We start from the raw sequence: 17,865 nt of genomic DNA, 5'->3' as shown, positions 1-17,865 counted from the left end.
GTCAACGATGGGATTCTTGTATTTCCGGGAAATTGGCTGCCGCACCTGTCCTGTGCGGCAAGATCGATGTCATGTTCTCGGAACGGCTCATCTCTGGTCCCCGACAAACGTATAGCGCGAGGACGGTGGCAAATTGAACGCTAAACGTTTCAAGATCGGGTTGGTTCCGAGGCTCTAGATCCCTTCAGGAAAAGCCGGCCGGCGAAGACGCCGAACCAAGGATGATCGCAAGAATTGCGCATGTGGCAGTGCAATAGAATAATGGCCGCATTTAGACTTGAGCGCGGAGCGGTCAGCACGACGGGCGCTCATATTGCACCATTTCTATCCGCATAGGAGATGATGGAAAGAAACCGGATCGGCAGCGTCACCAGAACCTCCGGCCCGTGCGGCGCGTCGGCATCGAAAAACAGGCTGTCGCCCGGCAGAAGCGTGTAGAGCTTGTCGCCGTGGCGGTATTTGACCTCACCCTCGAGCATGTAGATGAACTCGATGCCCTCATGCTGGAAGGCCGGAAAGACATCGGAATCGGCAGTCAGCGTGATGAGGTAAGGCTCGACCTGCACGCCGCCGGCGGAGTGATCGATCTGGCCCAGCAGATTGTACTGGTGGCCGGAACGCGTGCCGCGCCTCTCGATCTCGACACCGGAGCCGGCACGCACGAAGACCGCGTTTCGTACCTCTTCAAACCTGCGGAAAAATGCCGTCACCGGCACCCCCAGCGCCCGTGCGAGCGATTGCAGTGTGGTCAGCGACGGGGATGTATTGCCGTTCTCGATCTTGGACAGCATGCCGAGCGAAATACCGGTCGCGGATGCAAGATCCGCCCCGGTGATGCCGAGTTTCTTGCGGAAGGCGCGGACCTCGTGACCGATGGCGATCTCCAGATTGTTGACCTTGGGATCGCGATGGCTCTGGGGATCCTGGCTGAGAGAGGGCTTGCTGGCCGCATATTCCACGGCGGGTATGCCCTCGACTACGTCACTGCTCGCCACGGATTTCGCCATTCCACCCCTCATTCACTGATACTGCGCTACCACAGTAATGTGACAGCCATAGAAATTCTATCCTCGAGGTAAAAAAAATCCACTCAAGAAAAAGCTTACATAAGCATCTGCAAATCAGGAAATGACACCGGCCGTCAGTGCGAAAATGAAGACGATCGAGCCGAAAAGCGCGAGGAACGGAATGTTCGACCGCCAGGCAATATTTGCCTTGCGGCGATGCAGCGACCCCGCTCTCGAAAGACAGATGTCATTGTTCTGCATGTGAGAAATCCGGATATCCAGAGACATGGTGATGTTGTTGATCTTCATCATACGCACGGGCCATCCAGTGAAATAGATATGGTTTTTTCCATGCGAGGCGGCAGGGAAAACGGACGACGGCAAAATGGTCGCTTTGAAAAAATCCATTCCGCCCGCTAAGGATGATCGGAGCATTACGGGGAGGAGACCCGAAACCCATGCCAGAAACAGTATTCGACTACGTCATCGTCGGGGCTGGTACAGCCGGCTGCCTTCTTGCCAACCGGCTGAGCGCCGATCCGGAGAAGCGGGTTCTGCTGATCGAGGCCGGCGGCAAGGACAATTATCACTGGATCCACATTCCGGTCGGCTACCTTTACTGCATCGGCAATCCGCGCACGGACTGGCTTTTCAAGACCGAAGCGGAAAAGGGTCTCAACGGCCGCAGCCTGCTTTACCCGCGCGGCCGGACGCTGGGCGGCTGCTCGTCGATCAACGGCATGATCTACATGCGCGGCCAGGCCCGCGATTATGACAGCTGGGCAGACGCCAGCGGCGACGACGCCTGGAGCTGGAACAACGCCCTGCCGGACTTCATGGCCCACGAAGACCATTACCGTCTCGACGACGGACAGGATCCGCCATCGGCCGGCAACAAGCATTTTTCCGATGTGCACGGCCATGGCGGAGAACTCCGGGTCGAAAAGCAGAGGCTGCGCTGGGATGTGCTGGACGCCTTCCAGGAAGCCATGGTTCAGGCCGGCGTTCCCCGCACCGACGATTTCAACAGCGGCGACAACGAAGGCGTCGGCTATTTCGACGTGACCCAGAAGGGTGGCTGGCGCTGGAATTCGTCAAAGGCATTCCTGCGCCCGGCAGCCGGTCGCAGGAATCTCGAAATCTGGACCGATACCCAGGCGGAAAGGCTCGTCATCGAGCCGGGCGCCGATGGCGCGTTGCGCTGCAGAGGCGTCGTCGTCCATCGCGGCGGCGAGAAGCGGAAGGTCAGCGCGCGCGGCGAGGTGGTGCTCTCCTCCGGCGCGATCGGCACGCCGTACATCCTCCAGCTTTCCGGTATCGGACCGGCAGACCATCTGCGCGAAAACGGCATCGACCCGGTTCACGAATTGCCGGGCGTTGGCGGCAACCTGCAGGATCACCTGCAGATCCGTGCCGTGTTCAAGGTGAACGGCGTGAAGACGCTGAACACCCTGGCGAGCACGATGTTCGGCAAGGCGATGATCGGCCTTGAATATGTGCTGAAGCGCAGTGGTCCGATGAGCATGGCGCCTTCGCAGCTGGGCGCCTTCGCGAAGTCCGATCCCGATCAGCCGCACGCCAACATCGAATACCACGTGCAGCCGCTGAGCCTGAATGCCTTTGGCGAGCCGCTGCATGCCTTCCCGGCCTTCACCGCGAGCGTCTGCAATCTCAATCCGACCAGCCGCGGGGCCGTGCGTCTCAAGGGCCCGGATTTCCGCGCCGCGCCGGCCATTGCGCCAAACTATCTGAGCACGGAAGGTGACCGCAAGATCGCCGCCGACAGTCTCCGCCATGTCCGCAAGGTTGCAAGTCAGCCGGCTTTGGCGAAGTACAAGCCGCAGGAATGGAAACCCGGCGTCGAGTACCAGTCCGATGAGGAGCTGGCGCGCCTTGCCGGCGACATCGCAACGACAATCTTCCACCCTGTCGGCACCGCGAAAATGGGCAAGCTGGACGATCCGTTCGCCGTCACCGACAGCCATTTGCGGGTGAGGGGCATCGACGGCCTGAGGATAGCCGATGCCAGCGTCATGCCGACGATCACCAGCGGCAACACCAACGCGCCAACCCTGATGATCGCGGAAAAGGCCGCCCGCTGGATCGCCGGCGGCCTCTGATCCGGGCTCGTTACGAAGGCACTCAGATCATCACGAGATGGCCTTCGGAGATCGTCTTGTACTGCCGGCGCGGCGGCTCGAAACCGAGCGGCCGGACCGGGCTCTTGATTTCGTCCGTCGACAGATTGCGCTTCATGCCGCGGCGCGCCGGATCGGGGACGGGAACCGCCGCCATCAGCTTCTTCGTGTAGGGGTGTTGCGGATCGCTGAACACCGCTTCGCGCGGGCCGATCTCGACGATTTCGCCAAGATACATGACCGCGACGCGGTGGCTCACGCGTTCGACCACCGCCATGTCATGCGAGATGAACAGATAGGCGAGGTTGAGGCTGTGCTGCAGCTCCAGAAGCAGGTTGACCACCTGCGCCTTGATCGACACGTCGAGCGCCGAGACGGACTCGTCCGCAACGATGATCTTCGGATCGAGCATCAGGGAACGTGCGATGCAGATGCGCTGCCGCTGGCCGCCCGAGAATTCATGCGGATAGCGCTTCATCATGTCGGCGCTGAGCCCGACCTTTTCTAATAGACCGGCCGCCTTGTCACGCGCCTGCAACCGGCTGCCAAGACCGTGCTCCAGGAACGGCTCGGCGACGGCGGACCCGACACTCATGCGCGGATTGAGGCTGGCGAAGGGATCCTGGAAGACCATCTGGATGCTGCGCCGCATCTTTCTCAATTCGGAATTCGAAAGCTTCATCACGTCGAAACCGTCGACGATGATCGAGCCGCTTGTCGGGTTGACGAGACGGGTGATCGACCGCCCGGTGGTCGACTTGCCGCAACCAGATTCGCCGACAAGCGACAGGGTTTCACCCTCATAGAGATTGAACGAGACGTTCTCGACGGCATGGACCGCGCCGCTCTTGCGCCCGAACAGTCCGGAGACGATGTCGAAGCGGGTGGTCATGTTCTTGACTTCGAGGATGGGCGTTCGGCTCTTGTCGATCGTGCTGTCGACCTCGACCGGCTCACTGCTCTCGCCGGTATTGATGTCGACGATCGGGAACTTCAGCGGCCACTTCTTGCCTTCCATCGAGCCAAGCTTCGGCACGGCTGAGAGAAGCGCCCGGGTATAGGCATGTTTCCCACGATGGAAGATATCCTCCGTGGGTCCCTCCTCCACCACGTCGCCGCGGAACATGACGACGGTCCGGTCGGCGATTTCGGCGACCACACCCATGTCGTGGGTGATGAAGAGGACGGACATGCCGTCTTCGACCTGCAGCTCCTTGATGAGGTCGAGGATCTGGCCCTGGATCGTCACGTCGAGCGCGGTCGTCGGCTCGTCGGCGATCAGTAGCTTCGGCTTGGAAGCGAGCGCCATGGCGATCATCACGCGCTGGCGCATGCCGCCGGAAAACTGGTGCGGATATTCGTCGAAGCGATTGGCGGCATTTGGAATGCGCACCTTTTCCAAGAGCCGGATGGTCTCCGCCCTGGCGCTCGCCGCCGAAATATCGCGGTGGCAGGTCATCGCCTCGGCGATCTGCTTGCCGATCGGAAAGATCGGATTGAGGCTCGTCATCGGCTCCTGGAAGATCATCGAGATGTCGTTGCCGCGTACCTTGCGCATCTCTTCTTCCGGAAGCGCGAGCAGGTCGCGGCCGCCCAGCATCACCTGACCGGTAATCCGGCTGGTATTCTTCGGAAGGAGCCGCATGATCGACAGCGACGTCACGCTCTTGCCGGAGCCGGATTCACCGACGATCGCCACGGTCTCGCGCGGGTTGATGTCGAAGGATATCGAATTGACGACCGTCCGCCATTGATCGTCCACACGGAACGCGGTCGACAGGTCCCGGACCGAGAGAACCGGCCCGGCCAGTCCCCCCGATGGCATTTTCGATGTTTCGGCGCCGAGCATGATTTCCCCTTTATTGTCGGCCTTTTCGGCCTCTTGATTGAGCGTCAGGCAGCAAGAGCCGTTTCGGCGAGCGTCACCCAGTAGCTGATGCCGTAGGGGATCGCTTCGTCGTTGAAATCATAGGACGAATGATGAAGGATCGGCGTATCGCCATTGCCGATGAAAACGAAGGCGCCGGGCCGGCTTTCCAGCATGTAGGAGAAGTCCTCGGCACCCATCAGCGGTGCTACCTCGCCCTCCACCGCAGCGGTCCCGGCAACGTTGCGGGCGACCGAAACGACGAAATCGGTTTCGCGGTCATGGTTGACGGTGACGGGATAGCCGCGGACATAATTTACCTTGGCGCTACCGCCGTAGATGGCGGCCGTCGCGCTCGCCACTTCCTCGATCCGCGTCGCCGCGAGATCGCGAACCTCCGGAGACAGCGTGCGGACGGTACCCGACAGCTTCACCTCGTTCGGAATGACGTTGTAGGCGTCTCCGCCGCGCATCATGGTGACGGAAATCACCAGCGATTCCAGCGGATCCGTCTGGCGTGACACCAGCGACTGAAGGGCGATGATCACATGCGCGGCAATGACAATCGGATCGATCGTCTTGTGCGGCGTCGAGGCATGGCCGCCCCTGCCGATGACGGTGATGTCGAACTGGTCGGCCGCCGCCATGATCGACCCCTTGCGGGTGGTGAAATGGCCAACCGGCAGGCCGGGCATGTTGTGCATGCCGTAGACTTCGCTGATCGCGAATTTCTCCATCATGCCGTCCCGGACCATGGCGAGACCACCGCCCCCACCTTCTTCGGCAGGCTGGAAGATGACCGCGACGGAACCCTTGTAATTGCGCGTCTCGGCCAGATACTGGGCGGCGCCCAGCAGCATTGCCGTATGCCCGTCATGCCCGCAGGCGTGCATCTTGCCGGGCGTGTTCGACGCCCATGGCACACCGCTGGTCTCGCTGATCGGCAACGCATCCATGTCGGCGCGCAGGCCGACGGTCGGCCCCTCTCCGTGACGGCCCTTGATCAGGCCGACGACGCCGGTGCGGCCGATGCCGGTCTCCACCACGTCGCAGCCGAACTCCTTGAGCTTGCCGGCGACGAAGGCCGACGTCTTGACCACGTCGTACAGCAGTTCCGGATTCTGATGGATGTGACGACGCCAGCCGGAAACCTCTTCCAGCATGTCCGTGGCGCGATTGATCAAAGGCATTTGCTGTTCCCGTTCGTTATCAAAATTCTTAGTTGAGCGGGATATTGCACAGCCGAAAACGGGTTTTGCAAGGTGCAATTTTCTTTCTTGAATGGAAAATAGGAGCATGCTTAGATGCCAGCGATTTTAGCGGGGCTGGTGGCACAACCCCGCGAAACGTTTGAGGAGACTCACATACAGATTTCTGCCGCCCGTTGGGAAAAACCCATAACTACCAATGACTAAAATAGGGCGCGCCAAGAAATTCCAGGTCTGAAAATCATCATGACCTGGCTGCTTTCATGACAAAAACACAAGGGGAATAATGTTATGAAGAAACTGAAGGCTCTCATGGCCGGTACAGCTCTGGCGGTGTCCGTTCTTGGCGGCGTCGCCCACGCGGCACGCGGCACGGACGGCGACCTGAAGATCATTTTCTGGCAGGCCGTATCCACCATGAATCCGTATCTTTCGGGAGGAACGAAAGAAGTCTACGCGGCGTCCATGGTCATCGAACCGCTGGCCCGCTATGACGAGAAGGGCAATCTCGTCCCGATGCTCGCAGCCGAAATTCCGACCGTCGAGAACGGTGGAGTGGCCGCCGACCTCAAGAGCATGACCTGGAAACTGAAGCCCGACCTGAAATGGTCCGACGGCTCCCCGGTCACCGCTGACGATGCCGTCTTCACCTGGAAATACTGCACGGCGCCCGATGGCGGCTGCGCACAGGGTGCTTACTTCGAAGGCGTGAGCAACGTCGAAGCCGTCGATCCGAAGACGGTCAAGATCACCTTCTCGGAAGCCAAGCCATACCCCTACAGCGCCTTCGTCGGCGCCCAGTCGCCCGTTATCCAGGCAGCACAATTCAAGGACTGCATGGGCATCAAGGCACCGGAATGCACGGACGCCAACTTCCATCCGGTCGGCACCGGCCCGTTTGTCGTCAAGGACTTCAAGCCGAACGACGTCGTGACCTTCGAAGCCAATCCGAACTATCGCGACGCTGAAAAGCCTGCCTTCGCAACCGCCACGCTGAAGGGCGGCGGCGATGCGGCCTCGGCTGCCCGTTCCGTTCTGGAAACCGGCGAATTCGATTACGCCTGGAACATGCAGGTCGAGCCGGAAATCCTCGACCAGATGATGCAGGCCGGCAAGGGCCACCTCGTCACCGCCTTCGGCACCCAGGTCGAGCGTATCGACATCAACCACTACAATCCGGATCCGGCGCTCGGCGACAAGCGCTCGACCAAGGAAGCCGGCCCGCATCCGTCTCTCGCCGATCCGGCTGTCGACCGGGCGCTTTCGCTCGCCATCGACCGCGAAGTGCTGGTTGAAGCCGGCTACGGCGCTGCCGGCAAGCCGACCTGCAACATCCTGCCTGCCCCGGACATCTATGCTTCGACCGATGTCGACTGGTGCCTGAAGCAGGACATCGAGGGCGCAAAGAAACTTCTCGACGATGCCGGCTGGAAGCCCGGCCCGGACGGCATTCGCGCCAAGGACGGCGTTCGCCTCTCCTACCTCTTCCAGACCTCGACCAACTCCGTCCGCCAGGGCAGCCAGGCCCTGATCAAGGATTGGTGGAGCCAGATCGGCGTTGAAACGGAACTGCGCAACATCTCCGCCAACGTCTTCTTCGGCGGCGATCCGGCATCTCCGGACACCTTCCAGAAGTTCTATGCCGACGTGCAGATGTACACCAACAACTTCGACGGAACCGATCCGGAAAAGTACATGGCCAGCTGGATGTGCGACAAGATCCCGGGTCCGGCCAATGGCTGGCAGGGCGAAAACATCGTTCGCTACTGCAATCCGGAATATGACAAGCTGGTCAAGGAACTCGGCAAGACCGCAAAGCTCGAAGAGCGCGCGACGATTGCCAAGAAGCTCAACGACATGCTGACGAACGAATTTGCGCAGATCCCGCTGATCCACCGTGGTCAGGTCTCCGCCGTCAGCAACACGCTCGAAGGCGTGCGCATGAACGGCTGGGATTCCGAGCTTTGGAACGTGGCCGACTGGTCCCGCAAGAAGTAATCCGCTTTGCCGGATCCGGGCACATCGCCCGGGTCCGGCCTTTGCCTCAAGCGGTAATGCGGACCGGAGCAAATTCCCATGTTTAATTACACGCTGCGTCGATTGTTCTTCGCAATACCGACGCTGCTCGTCATAAGTTTCATCATTTTCGCGCTGCTCGATCTGGCCCCTGCCGATCCCCTGAGCAACCTGCCTCTGACCATTCCACCGGAAGTTCGCGAGCAGATCAGGAACGCGCTTGGCCTCGATCAGCCCTTCCTCATCCGATACCTGAAGTGGCTGCACCAGTTCTTCGTCAACGAGCCGCTCAACATCCTGCAGCAGACGACGGGCATCGTGATCGGCGATCCGCATCGGCTGAGGATCCTGTCCTGGGCGACCAGAAGCCCCGTCGTCGACCTGATCGTGCAGCGCATGCCGCAGACCCTCTGGGTGGTCGGCCTCTCCTATGTCTTCGGCGTCATGCTGGCGATCCCGATCGGTGTCATCTCCGCCTACAAGCAGTATTCGATCTTCGACCAGATCGGCACCTTCGTGTCGATGGTCGGCTATTCGGTACCGACCTTCTTCACCGGCGTCCTTTTCATCGTCATCTTCAGCTCGACGCTGCAATGGTTCCCGTCCGTCTACGACACCACGCTTTCGGTGAACGACTGGTCCTCATTCGTCGCGCAGGTCAAGCAGATGGTGCTGCCGGTCACCGTGCTCACCCTCTACAATACGTCGCAGATCAGCCGCTTCGTGCGCGCCTCGATGCTGGAAAACCTGCATCAGGACTATGTCCGCACGGCGCGCGCCAAGGGCGTGAAGGAAAAGACGGTGCTTCTGGTGCACGTGCTGCGCAACAGCCTGATCCCGGTCGTGACCGTCATCGCGCTCGGCGTCCCGACGATCTTCTCCGGCGCCATCATTACCGAGCAGATCTTCCGCGTGAACGGTCTCGGCCAGTTGCTGATCACCGCGATCCAGGGCGCCGACCTGCCGCTGGTGCAGACGCTCACCTTCATCTTCGCCGTCCTGATCGTGCTCTTCAACCTGATCGCGGACGTGCTCTACGGCATTCTTGACCCGAGGATCCGCTATGACTGACATCGCCCAGCCAGCCCTGCCGGAAAGGCGCCGCAGCGCGCTCGGCGACCTCTGGCACCGCTTTCGCCGCCACAAGGGCGGAGCGGTCGGCCTGTTCACCTTCCTGTTCATCCTGGTGGTCGTCTATCTCGGGCCGCTGGTCCATACCGTCGATCCCAACAAGCTCGACATCCGCGCCAAGAACCAGAGCCCCTCGCTCCTGCATCCCTTCGGCACCGACAATCTCGGCCACGACATGCTGGCGCAGGTGATGGCCGGCGGGAAGGTTTCGCTCGCGGTCGGCATCACCGCCATGCTTCTCGCCATCGTCATCGGCACGCTTGTCGGCGTACTCTCAGGCTACATCAAATGGCTGGACGGGCCGCTGATGCGCCTGACCGACCTGTTCCTGGCCCTGCCGCTGCTGCCGCTGCTGCTCGTCATCATCATGCTGTTTCGCGACACGCTGCGCTCGGCCTTCGGCCCGACGACCGGCATCTTCATCCTGATCGTCTTCGTGATCGGGATCACGAGCTGGATGCACACGGCCAGAATTGTGCGTGGCGATGTGCTGGCGGTCAAAAACCAGGAGTTCATCCTGGCTGCGAAAAGCGGCGGCACGCGGGAATACAATATCATCCTGCGCCATCTGCTGCCGAACGTGATGAGCTCCATCATGGTGTCGGCGACGCTCGGCATCGCCTCGGCAATCATCACGGAATCGGCGCTGAGCTTCTTGGGCCTCGGCTTCCCGTCCGATTATCCGACCTGGGGCCGGCTTCTGTTCGACGGCTCGCCCTTCCTGCAGATCACCCCCGCCCGCGTCTTCTGGCCGGGGCTGGCGATCTCCCTGACAGTGCTCAGCATCAACTATGTCGGCGATGCGCTGCGCGACGCCCTGGATCCCCGATCCGCCCGGCACTGATCGCGGCAGGCTCTCCATTGGAAATGGGCGACATCCCGCAAGGATGCCGCCCTTTCGCCATTATGGGGAACCTGACGATCGGCCGCCTCGTTACCGCAGAAAATTATCCCTCAGCAGCGATATCACCTCGTCGGTGCGCCCGTTGAGAACCGCCTTGGCGCCGAAGAGCGCGGTCGAGGCCACCTGTCCGAACTCCACCTTGGGCGGCATGATGAGTTCCATGCGGCTGACTTTCACATCGAGGAGCGCCGGACCGTCATGGGCGAGGAACCGCTCCATCGCCGGCTTGAGATCGGAGGCGCGGTCCACCCGATGGCCCCAGAAGCCGCAAACCTCCGCCAGCCGCGAGAAGTCCGGGTTCATGAGCTCCGTAAAGGCGTCTAGCATGCCTTCCACCCGCTGCTCCATCTCCACGAAGCCGAGCGATCCGTTGTTGTAGACCAGTAGCTTGACGGGAAGTTTCTCCTGCACCAGCGTCAGCAGGTCACCCATCAGCATCGTCATCCCGCCGTCGCCGCAAAGCGCCACCACCTGCCGTCCCGGATAGGCCGCCGCGATGCCCATCGCCTGCGGATAGGCATTCGCCATCGTGCCGTGCAGAAGGCTGGTGAGGAACCGGCGCCTCCCATTGGCAGTCAAGTGCCTCAGGCTCCACAACATCGGGCCGCCGCCATCAGCGGTGAAGGCCGCGTCATCGTCTGCAAGCTCATCGAGCGTCTGCGTTACGAATTGCGGATGGATGAGGCTGTCGTCCTTTTCCTCCGCCGATGCCGCATAGGCGTTCAGGTCCTCCTTCCATTGCTCGAGAGCCGCATCGAGATGCTGGCCGCCCGGGCGCTGTTCGATCATCGGCAGCAAGGCGTCGATCGTCGCACCGACATCGCCGACCAGACCGAGATCGACCGGCGTGCGCTTGCCGATATTGTCCGTCGAAATGTCGACCTGCGCGATCTTCGCCTTCTGCGGATAGAACTGAGAATAGGCAAAGTCCGTCCCCAGGCAGAGAAGCAGGTCGCAACTGCCGATCGCGTCCATGCCGGCGCGGTTGCCGAGGATACCGGTCATCCCGACATTGTGCGGATTGTTCGGCTCGATGAACTCTTTCGATCGCGTCGTGTGGACGACGGGGGCACCGATCCTTTCGGCCAGGGCCACCACCTGGTCATGGGCGTGCCGGGCGCCGATACCCGCATAGATCGTCACCTTCTCGTGTTCGGCAATCAGCCGCGCAAGCGCGCCGAGTTCGTCATCGCTCGGCCGGATCATCGGTCTCGGACGGTTGACGGCCCAGGGCGTCTCGTCCGCCACCTTCTCCTTGAACATGTCACCATTGACGATGATGACCGCCACACCCTTTTTCGTCAGCGCCGCCTGCGCCGCCATGGCCGTGATCCGCCGCGCCTGGTCCGGATGCGAGATCGACTTGCAGAAGACGGAGGCCTGCTCGTAGATCTTCTGCTGGTCGACTTCCTGGGGAAAGCCGAAGCCGACCTCCTGCCTGTCGATATTGGAGGCGATCAGGACAACCGGCGCACCGTTGCGATGGCTTTCGAAGATGCCGTTGACGAAATGCAGGCTGCCCGGACCGGTCGTCCCGGCGCAGACGGCGAGTTCACCAGTCATATAGGCCTCGCCGCCGGCGGCCAGCGCTCCGGTCTCCTCATGGCGCACATGCACCCATCGAAGATCGGACGAATGAATGGCATCGACGAAGTGGTTGATCGTGTCGCCGACAATCCCGTAGCAGCGCTCGGCCCCTGCCTTCATAAGCGTTTCGACGATGACCTCGGATACGGTTTTTGACATGGGAGACTCCTATACGGCGGCCTGCTGGCTGCCTTTCTTGGCGCGAACGCTTTCCAGATCGGTCCGCGGTTTGAAACTTTCGGGCGTCGCGGCCTGCCACCAGTCGGCATAGACAGTGTCTTCCGGGGCATCGAGCAGCACGCCTTCAGGCAGGAAGGGATAGATCATGTCCATGGTCTCGGCCTTCTCCGGACCCATGCGATGCATGACGTGATGCGGTGACAATTCGCGCGGATGTTCGAGACCTGCGGCGGCGATCATGTCGGCAAGCGAATCGAGCGTCTTGGCGTGAAAGCGCGCTGCCCGCTCTGCCTGCACCTCCGGCACAAGCGCCCGCATCCGCGACGGATCCTGTGTCGTCACGCCGGTCGGACAGGTGCCGAGATGGCAGCGCTGAGCCTGGATGCAGCCGACGGAAAACATGAACGCGCGGGCCGCATTGCACCAGTCGGCCCCGATCGCCATGTTGTAGGCGAGCCCCATGCCGGAATAGACCTTGCCGGATGCGGCAAGCTTGATCTTCGGCTGGAGGCCGGCGCCGACCAGCGCATTGCGCATCAGGATGAGCCCTTCCTTCAGCGGCATGCCGACCCAGTCGGAGAGCTCCAGCGGGGCTGCACCGGTTCCGCCCTCCGCACCGTCGACGACGATGAATTCCGGCGTGATGCCAGTCTTCAGGATCGCCTTGACGATGGCGAAGACCTCGTGCGGTTGGCCGATGCAAAGTTTCAGGCCCACCGGCTTGCCGCCGGACAACTCGCGCATGCGGGCGGCAAATTCCAGCATCTCGATCGGCGTGGAAAAGGCCGTATGGCCGCGCGGCGACAGCGCATCCTGATGGACCGGAATCTGGCGGATGCGGGCGATCTCCTCGGTCACCTTGGCCGCCGGCAACAGGCCCCCATGGCCGGGCTTCGCACCCTGGCTGAGCTTGATCTCCGTCATCTTCACATTGTCGCGCTGCGCGCCGTCGCGAAATTTGTCCGGATCGAAATGCCCGTCCTTGTCGCGCGCGCCGAAATAGGCGGAACCCAGTTCCCATACGAGATCACCGCCATGTTTCAGATGGTAGTCGCTGACGCCACCCTCGCCGGTGTCGTGATAGAAGTTGCCCTTCTTAGCCGCCATGTTCAACGCCTCGACGGCATTGGCCGACAAAGCCCCGAAGCTCATGGCCGAAATGTTGAATATCGATGCGTCATAGGGCTTGCCCGTCTGGTCGTTGCCGACACGGACGCGTGGCGAGCGCTCCGGATTTTCCGCTGGCGCGATGGAATGCGAGAGCCAGTGATAGGTGCTGGCATCGGTATCGCGCTCGGTGCCGAAGGGATGGGTATCGGTCACGCCGCGGGCGCGGGCATGGACGAGATTGCGGGCCTCGAAGGAAAACGGCGTACCGTGGAGGTCGTCCTCGACGATGTAGGCGCGGAGGAAGGGGCGCAGATCATAGAAGAACCAGCGCAGACGGCCGGCGACGGGATAATTGCGGGTAATGGTCCAGCGTGTCTGGAAGAAATCGTAGAGCCCGAGAACCACGAGCCCGACAGCAGGGACAAGAAGCAGGAACCACCAGACATTCCGCGCCATCAGGAAAAGACAGAGGATGGAGATGATGAAGGCGGTGATGGGAATGATGGTGCGGCGTATGAACCCTACCATATGGGTGTGTCCTCCTTCGGTTGCGACCGTTAGGAAGAACACTTGGGACTCCGATCACCCAAGTCCAGCGGGCGGGCGGCATTTAGGCCCTTGTCGGGGAACGACAAAGGGTCGCAAGGCTGTGCGTCTCGAAAGCCAAAGCCACCCGCAGCCGATTGTTCCGGTCAGGGCCGAAATTCCGCTACAGAAACCCCGCCTGACCGGCTCGATGCCGGCCGTGGCGCTCAGGAATGCAGCCCCGGCGCTTCCTGGCCGGTACGCTCCACATACTCGGTGTAGCCGCCACCATATTGATGGATGCCCTCCGGCGTCAGTTCCAGCACGCGGTTGGAGAGAGCGGCAAGGAAGTGACGATCGTGCGAGACGAACAGCATGGTTCCCTCGAAGGACGACAGCGCCTTGATCAGCATTTCCTTGGTGTCGAGGTCGAGGTGGTTCGTCGGTTCGTCGAGCACGAGGAAGTTCGGCGGATCGAACAGCATGGCCGCCATGACGAGGCGAGCCTTCTCGCCGCCCGACAGCACCCGGCAGCGCTTTTCGACATCATCGCCGGAAAAGCCGAAGCAGCCGGAAAGCGCCCGAAGCGGTGCCTGTCCGGCCTTCGGGAAGCGTTCCTCCAGCCATTGCAGGATGGTCAGGTCGCCGTCGAGCAAGTCCATCGAATGCTGGGCGAAATAGCCGAGCTTGACGCTGGCGCCGATCGTCACATTGCCCTTGTCCGGCTCGGTCGTGCCGGTGACGAGCTTCAAGAGCGTCGACTTGCCGGCGCCGTTGACGCCCATGATGCACCAGCGCTCGCGGCGGCGGACCATGAAGTCGAGTCCGTCATAGATCGTCCGGCTGCCATAGGCCTTGTGAACGCCCTTGAGGCTGACGACGTCCTCACCCGAGCGCGGCGCAGGCAGGAAATCGAAGGCGACGGTCTGGCGCCGGCGCGGCGGCTCGACGCGGTCGATCTTTTCCAGCTTCTTGACCCGGCTCTGCACCTGGGCGGCATGCGAGGCACGCGCCTTGAAGCGCTCGATGAACTTGATCTCCTTGGCGAGCATCGCCTGCTGGCGCTCAAACTGCGCCTGCTGCTGCTTTTCGTTCTGCGCCCGCTGGCCTTCGTAGAATTCGTAATCGCCGGAATAGCTGGTCAGCGATCCGGCATCGATCTCGATGATCTTGGTGACGATGCGGTTCATAAACTCGCGGTCATGCGAGGTCATCATCAGCGCGCCGTCATAATTCTTCAGGAACGCCTCCAGCCAAATCAGGCTTTCGATGTCGAGATGGTTCGACGGTTCGTCGAGCAGCATCACATCGGGGCGCATCAGCAGGATGCGGGCCAGCGCCACCCGCATCTTCCAGCCGCCGGAGAGCTTGCCGACATCGCCGTCCATCATCTCCTGGCTGAAGCTCAGGCCCGCCAGCACCTCCCGGGCGCGGCCTTCCAGCGCATAGCCGTCGAGTTCCTCGTAGCGCGCCTGCACCTCGCCGTAGCGTTCGATGATGGTGTCCATCTCATCCATGCGGTCGGGATCGGACATCGCCGCCTCGAGATCGCGCAGCTCGGCCGCGACTTCGCTGACCGGCCCCGCTCCCTCCATGACCTCGGCAACCGCCGAACGACCGGCCATCTCACCGACATCCTGGTTGAAGTAACCGATGGTGATACCCTTTTCGGCAGAGACCTGTCCCTCGTCCGGCAGCTCCTCGCCGGTAATCATGCGAAACAACGTCGTCTTGCCGGCACCGTTCGGTCCGACCAGGCCGATCTTCTCGCCACGGTTCAGGGCGGCCGACGCTTCGATGTAGAGAATGCGATGGCTGTTGGACTTGCTGATGTTTTCGATGCGGATCATGGAACCGGAGGCCTTGAGGAAAATCGCGCTCCCTATGGCACGGCCCGCCGGCAAAGTCACCTGCCGAGCGCCGATCATAACGGTGCCGGCCTTGAAGCCCGGAGTTAGCGGTGGCGGTTGGACGCCGACGCCGCTATGAGAAGACCGCAAGCATCAGGAGAGCGGATGTCCCCGAAGCCGAAACGCGGCCGCGCCGACTACAAGAAGCGGCTCAAGAAGGAATTCCCGGAGATCCACGCTGATCTGCGCGCCGGGAAATATGCGAGCGTCACCGAAGCCGCCATCGCCGCGGGCATCAAGGAGCGCCGCGACCGCCTGGACGACCTGAAGGCGGCCTGGACGAAGGCCAGCCGCGGCGAACAGGACGCCTTCCTGGCATGGCTCGGAGGCACAGCACTGCCCCAGCCACAGTCACAGGTAAAGGCGGCCGTTCCCTCCTCGCCGAGCTTCGTCGGTCCCCGCGCCTCCACCATCGCCGCCGGCCGCTACCTGCTGCCGCATGCGGCGGCGCGGGTCGAGAACATCATGATCCGCCGAAAGATGAAGCCTGCCGACATCATGGCGGAAATGGGCTTCGACAAGCGCGACGCCTCGCTCGGCCGGGCGCTGATAAACGGCTCGAGCCTGCGGCTTGCCGTCATTGCCGCGCTGGAAACATGGATTGCCGAGAACGACAAACCCTAGCGGGCGTCCAAGGCACGCCGGTCAGTACCACGCATCCGGCAGCGCCGCCTTCTTGCGGGTGACGAAATCGAGGAGCGCCTCGTCGACGGCGACGTCCAGCGGCGGCGCCTCGTATTCGGCAAGCGTCTTCTTCCATTGCCGGTTGGCGCGCGTCGCCATGTCCGTCGATCCGCCTTCCTGGCTCCATTTTTCGAACGGCTCGTTGTCCGAAAGGCCGGAATCCCAGAACGCGGTCTGGTAATTCCGCATCGTATGGGCGGAGCCGAGGAAATGACTTCCCGGCCCGACTTCCGTGAAGGCGTCCACGGCCAGCGTATTGTCATCGACCACGACGCCGGCGAGATAGGAGTGCAGCGCGCCGCAGAAATCGGCGTCCATGACGAACTTCTCATAAGACATGGAGAGAAGCCCATCGAGGAAGCCGGCCGAATGCAGGATGAAGTTGGCGCCGCAATGGACCGCCGAGAGCATCGACATCACGCCTTCCTGCATCGCCTGTGCATCCGGCAGTTTCGAATTGGAAAAGTTGCCGGCGCAACGCATCGGCAGGCCAAGCCGCCGGCAGAGCTGGCCGATCACCATCGACCCGATCGCCGGCTCTGGGGTTCCGAAGGTCGGCGATCCGGACCGAAGCGACATTGACGACAGGAAATTGCCGAAGATCACCGGCGCGCCCTTGCGCTCGAGCTGCGTGAGCGCGCAGCCGGCCATGGTCTCGGCATAGGATTGGGCGATCGCACCGGCATTGGTGACCGGCCCCATCGCGCCGCCGAGGATGAAGGGAACGATGACCGCCGCCTGGTTTGCGCGTGCGTAAGCCCTGAGCGACTTCGTCATGGTTCCGTCCCAGACGAGCGGGGAGTTGACGTTCACATTGCCGAGGATCACGCAGTGGCCGTCGACGAAATCGGCGCCGAACAGAATGCGGGCCATCTCGATCGAATCTTCCGCCCGATCCTCCGCCGTGATCGAGCCCATGAAGGGACGGTCCGAATAGCGCATGTGACTGTAGACCATGTCGAGATGGCGCTTGTTGACCGGCAGATCGACCGGCTCGCAGATCGTGCCCCCGGAATGGTGCAGCCACGGGCTAGACTGCGCCAGCTTGATGAAGTTGCGGAAATCCCCGATCGTGCCGTATCGCCGTCCCTTGTCGAGATCCATGACGAAGGGCGAACCATAAGCCGGCGAGAAAACGACATTTTTGCCGCCGATCCTGACCGATTTCTCCGGATTGCGGGCATGCTGTGTGAATTCGCTCGGCGCGCTGGCAAGGATTTCCTTCAGCATGCCCGGTTCGAAGCGGACGAGAACGCCGTCGACCTTCGCACCGGCCCGACGCCAGAGATCGAGGGTTGCCGGATCGTCGCGAAATTCGATGCCGACTTCGCTGAGGATGCGATCGGCCGTCGCCTCGATGCGAAGAAGGCTCTCCTCGCCGAGGATGTCGTAAGTCGGGATGTTGCGGACGATGTAAGGGACGCCCTTGATCTTGGCGGAATTGTCCCGCCGCACACCGCGCCCCGCCGATCTGGGCCGTCTTTCGATGGTGATGTCTGCAGCGTCCATTGGCGATCTCCCATAAATCTGAATTAAGGTACCGCGGCAAATACCACCTGTAATCTTGGAAATTTCTTTTCCTTCCTATAAGAAAGGAT

At 61.7% G+C, this 17,865-nt stretch carries 13 protein-coding genes; 5 read left to right on the top strand and 8 right to left on the bottom strand.

Annotated elements, in window-relative coordinates:
- Nucleotides 1-308: 308 nt before the first annotated feature.
- Together NN662_RS00730 and NN662_RS00725 are read right to left on the bottom strand one after the other, a co-directional pair.
- The gene (locus NN662_RS00730) at nucleotides 309-1,007 is read right to left on the bottom strand and encodes a helix-turn-helix domain-containing protein (RefSeq protein WP_261928402.1); all 699 of its coding nucleotides are present in this window, start codon (nucleotides 1,005-1,007) and stop codon (nucleotides 309-311) included.
- A 114-nt stretch (nucleotides 1,008-1,121) separates the two neighbouring features.
- On the bottom strand, nucleotides 1,122-1,319 hold the full coding sequence (locus tag NN662_RS00725) for a hypothetical protein (RefSeq protein ID WP_261928401.1): 198 nt from the start codon (nucleotides 1,317-1,319) through the stop codon (nucleotides 1,122-1,124).
- A gap of 146 nt (nucleotides 1,320-1,465) precedes the next feature.
- Here NN662_RS00725 and NN662_RS00720 point away from each other — a divergent pair, with 146 nt between their 5' ends.
- Nucleotides 1,466-3,127 (top strand): GMC family oxidoreductase, encoded by a 1,662-nt coding sequence (locus NN662_RS00720; protein WP_261928400.1) that lies wholly within the window; start codon nucleotides 1,466-1,468, stop codon nucleotides 3,125-3,127.
- A 22-nt stretch (nucleotides 3,128-3,149) separates the two neighbouring features.
- Here the strand turns inward: NN662_RS00720 and NN662_RS00715 are convergent, their stop codons facing one another.
- The gene (locus NN662_RS00715; protein ID WP_261928399.1) at nucleotides 3,150-4,994 is read right to left on the bottom strand and encodes an ABC transporter ATP-binding protein; all 1,845 of its coding nucleotides are present in this window, start codon (nucleotides 4,992-4,994) and stop codon (nucleotides 3,150-3,152) included.
- Nucleotides 4,995-5,038: 44 nt separating this feature from the next.
- Entirely contained in the window at nucleotides 5,039-6,202 is a 1,164-nt protein-coding gene (locus tag NN662_RS00710) for a M20 aminoacylase family protein (protein ID WP_261928398.1), read from the bottom strand.
- A 309-nt stretch (nucleotides 6,203-6,511) separates the two neighbouring features.
- Here NN662_RS00710 and NN662_RS00705 point away from each other — a divergent pair, with 309 nt between their 5' ends.
- The 3 genes from NN662_RS00705 to NN662_RS00695 all read left to right on the top strand — a co-directional run bounded on the left by NN662_RS00705 (nucleotide 6,512) and on the right by NN662_RS00695 (nucleotide 10,211).
- Complete coding sequence (locus NN662_RS00705) at nucleotides 6,512-8,218, top strand: peptide ABC transporter substrate-binding protein (RefSeq protein WP_261928397.1); 1,707 nt, start codon at nucleotides 6,512-6,514, stop codon at nucleotides 8,216-8,218.
- 78 nt (nucleotides 8,219-8,296) lie between these two features.
- Nucleotides 8,297-9,307 (top strand): ABC transporter permease, encoded by a 1,011-nt coding sequence (locus NN662_RS00700; RefSeq protein ID WP_261928396.1) that lies wholly within the window; start codon nucleotides 8,297-8,299, stop codon nucleotides 9,305-9,307.
- Nucleotides 9,300-10,211: an ABC transporter permease gene (locus NN662_RS00695; protein WP_261928395.1), complete on the top strand. Its 912-nt coding sequence runs from the start codon at nucleotides 9,300-9,302 to the stop codon at nucleotides 10,209-10,211. The genes NN662_RS00700 and NN662_RS00695 overlap by 8 nt, the downstream gene beginning before the upstream one ends.
- Nucleotides 10,212-10,301: 90 nt before the next feature.
- Here the strand turns inward: NN662_RS00695 and NN662_RS00690 are convergent, their stop codons facing one another.
- The 3 genes from NN662_RS00690 to NN662_RS00680 all read right to left on the bottom strand — a co-directional run bounded on the left by NN662_RS00690 (nucleotide 10,302) and on the right by NN662_RS00680 (nucleotide 15,523).
- A complete protein-coding gene (locus NN662_RS00690; RefSeq protein WP_261928394.1) occupies nucleotides 10,302-12,017 on the bottom strand; it encodes a thiamine pyrophosphate-dependent enzyme in 1,716 nt (571 codons plus the stop codon).
- A gap of 9 nt (nucleotides 12,018-12,026) precedes the next feature.
- Nucleotides 12,027-13,676 carry an FMN-binding glutamate synthase family protein gene (locus NN662_RS00685; RefSeq protein ID WP_261928393.1) on the bottom strand — a complete coding sequence of 550 codons (1,650 nt, stop codon included), beginning with the start codon at nucleotides 13,674-13,676 and terminating at the stop codon, nucleotides 12,027-12,029.
- Nucleotides 13,677-13,900: 224 nt separating this feature from the next.
- Nucleotides 13,901-15,523: an ABC-F family ATP-binding cassette domain-containing protein gene (locus NN662_RS00680; protein WP_261928392.1), complete on the bottom strand. Its 1,623-nt coding sequence runs from the start codon at nucleotides 15,521-15,523 to the stop codon at nucleotides 13,901-13,903.
- 165 nt (nucleotides 15,524-15,688) lie between these two features.
- Between NN662_RS00680 and NN662_RS00675 the strand changes: the two genes are divergently transcribed.
- Nucleotides 15,689-16,207 (top strand): hypothetical protein, encoded by a 519-nt coding sequence (locus NN662_RS00675; RefSeq protein WP_261928391.1) that lies wholly within the window; start codon nucleotides 15,689-15,691, stop codon nucleotides 16,205-16,207.
- A gap of 21 nt (nucleotides 16,208-16,228) precedes the next feature.
- Here the strand turns inward: NN662_RS00675 and NN662_RS00670 are convergent, their stop codons facing one another.
- Nucleotides 16,229-17,776, bottom strand: a complete 1,548-nt coding sequence (locus tag NN662_RS00670; RefSeq protein WP_261928390.1) for a trimethylamine methyltransferase family protein — start codon at nucleotides 17,774-17,776, stop codon at nucleotides 16,229-16,231.
- Nucleotides 17,777-17,865 lie beyond the last annotated feature (89 nt).

The sequence above is a fragment of the Rhizobium sp. NRK18 genome (assembly GCF_024385575.1).
Taxonomy (GTDB): Bacteria; Pseudomonadota; Alphaproteobacteria; order Rhizobiales; family Rhizobiaceae; genus JANFMV01.
Note: the sequence above shows the minus strand (reverse complement) of the source record. Positions and strands in the feature narration are given on the sequence as shown.

Bases quoted from the DNA above. Each gene is read 5' to 3' on its own strand.
- NN662_RS00730 (WP_261928402.1), bottom strand. From the start codon at position 1,007: ATGGCGAAATCCGTGGCGAGCAGTGACGTAGTCGAGGGCATACCCGCC.
- NN662_RS00725 (WP_261928401.1), bottom strand. From the start codon at position 1,319: ATGATGAAGATCAACAACATCACCATGTCTCTGGATATCCGGATTTCT.
- NN662_RS00720 (WP_261928400.1), top strand. From the start codon at position 1,466: ATGCCAGAAACAGTATTCGACTACGTCATCGTCGGGGCTGGTACAGCC.
- NN662_RS00715 (WP_261928399.1), bottom strand. From the start codon at position 4,994: ATGCTCGGCGCCGAAACATCGAAAATGCCATCGGGGGGACTGGCCGGG.
- NN662_RS00710 (WP_261928398.1), bottom strand. From the start codon at position 6,202: ATGCCTTTGATCAATCGCGCCACGGACATGCTGGAAGAGGTTTCCGGC.
- NN662_RS00705 (WP_261928397.1), top strand. From the start codon at position 6,512: ATGAAGAAACTGAAGGCTCTCATGGCCGGTACAGCTCTGGCGGTGTCC.
- NN662_RS00700 (WP_261928396.1), top strand. From the start codon at position 8,297: ATGTTTAATTACACGCTGCGTCGATTGTTCTTCGCAATACCGACGCTG.
- NN662_RS00695 (WP_261928395.1), top strand. From the start codon at position 9,300: ATGACTGACATCGCCCAGCCAGCCCTGCCGGAAAGGCGCCGCAGCGCG.
- NN662_RS00690 (WP_261928394.1), bottom strand. From the start codon at position 12,017: ATGTCAAAAACCGTATCCGAGGTCATCGTCGAAACGCTTATGAAGGCA.
- NN662_RS00685 (WP_261928393.1), bottom strand. From the start codon at position 13,676: ATGGTAGGGTTCATACGCCGCACCATCATTCCCATCACCGCCTTCATC.
- NN662_RS00680 (WP_261928392.1), bottom strand. From the start codon at position 15,523: ATGATCCGCATCGAAAACATCAGCAAGTCCAACAGCCATCGCATTCTC.
- NN662_RS00675 (WP_261928391.1), top strand. From the start codon at position 15,689: ATGTCCCCGAAGCCGAAACGCGGCCGCGCCGACTACAAGAAGCGGCTC.
- NN662_RS00670 (WP_261928390.1), bottom strand. From the start codon at position 17,776: ATGGACGCTGCAGACATCACCATCGAAAGACGGCCCAGATCGGCGGGG.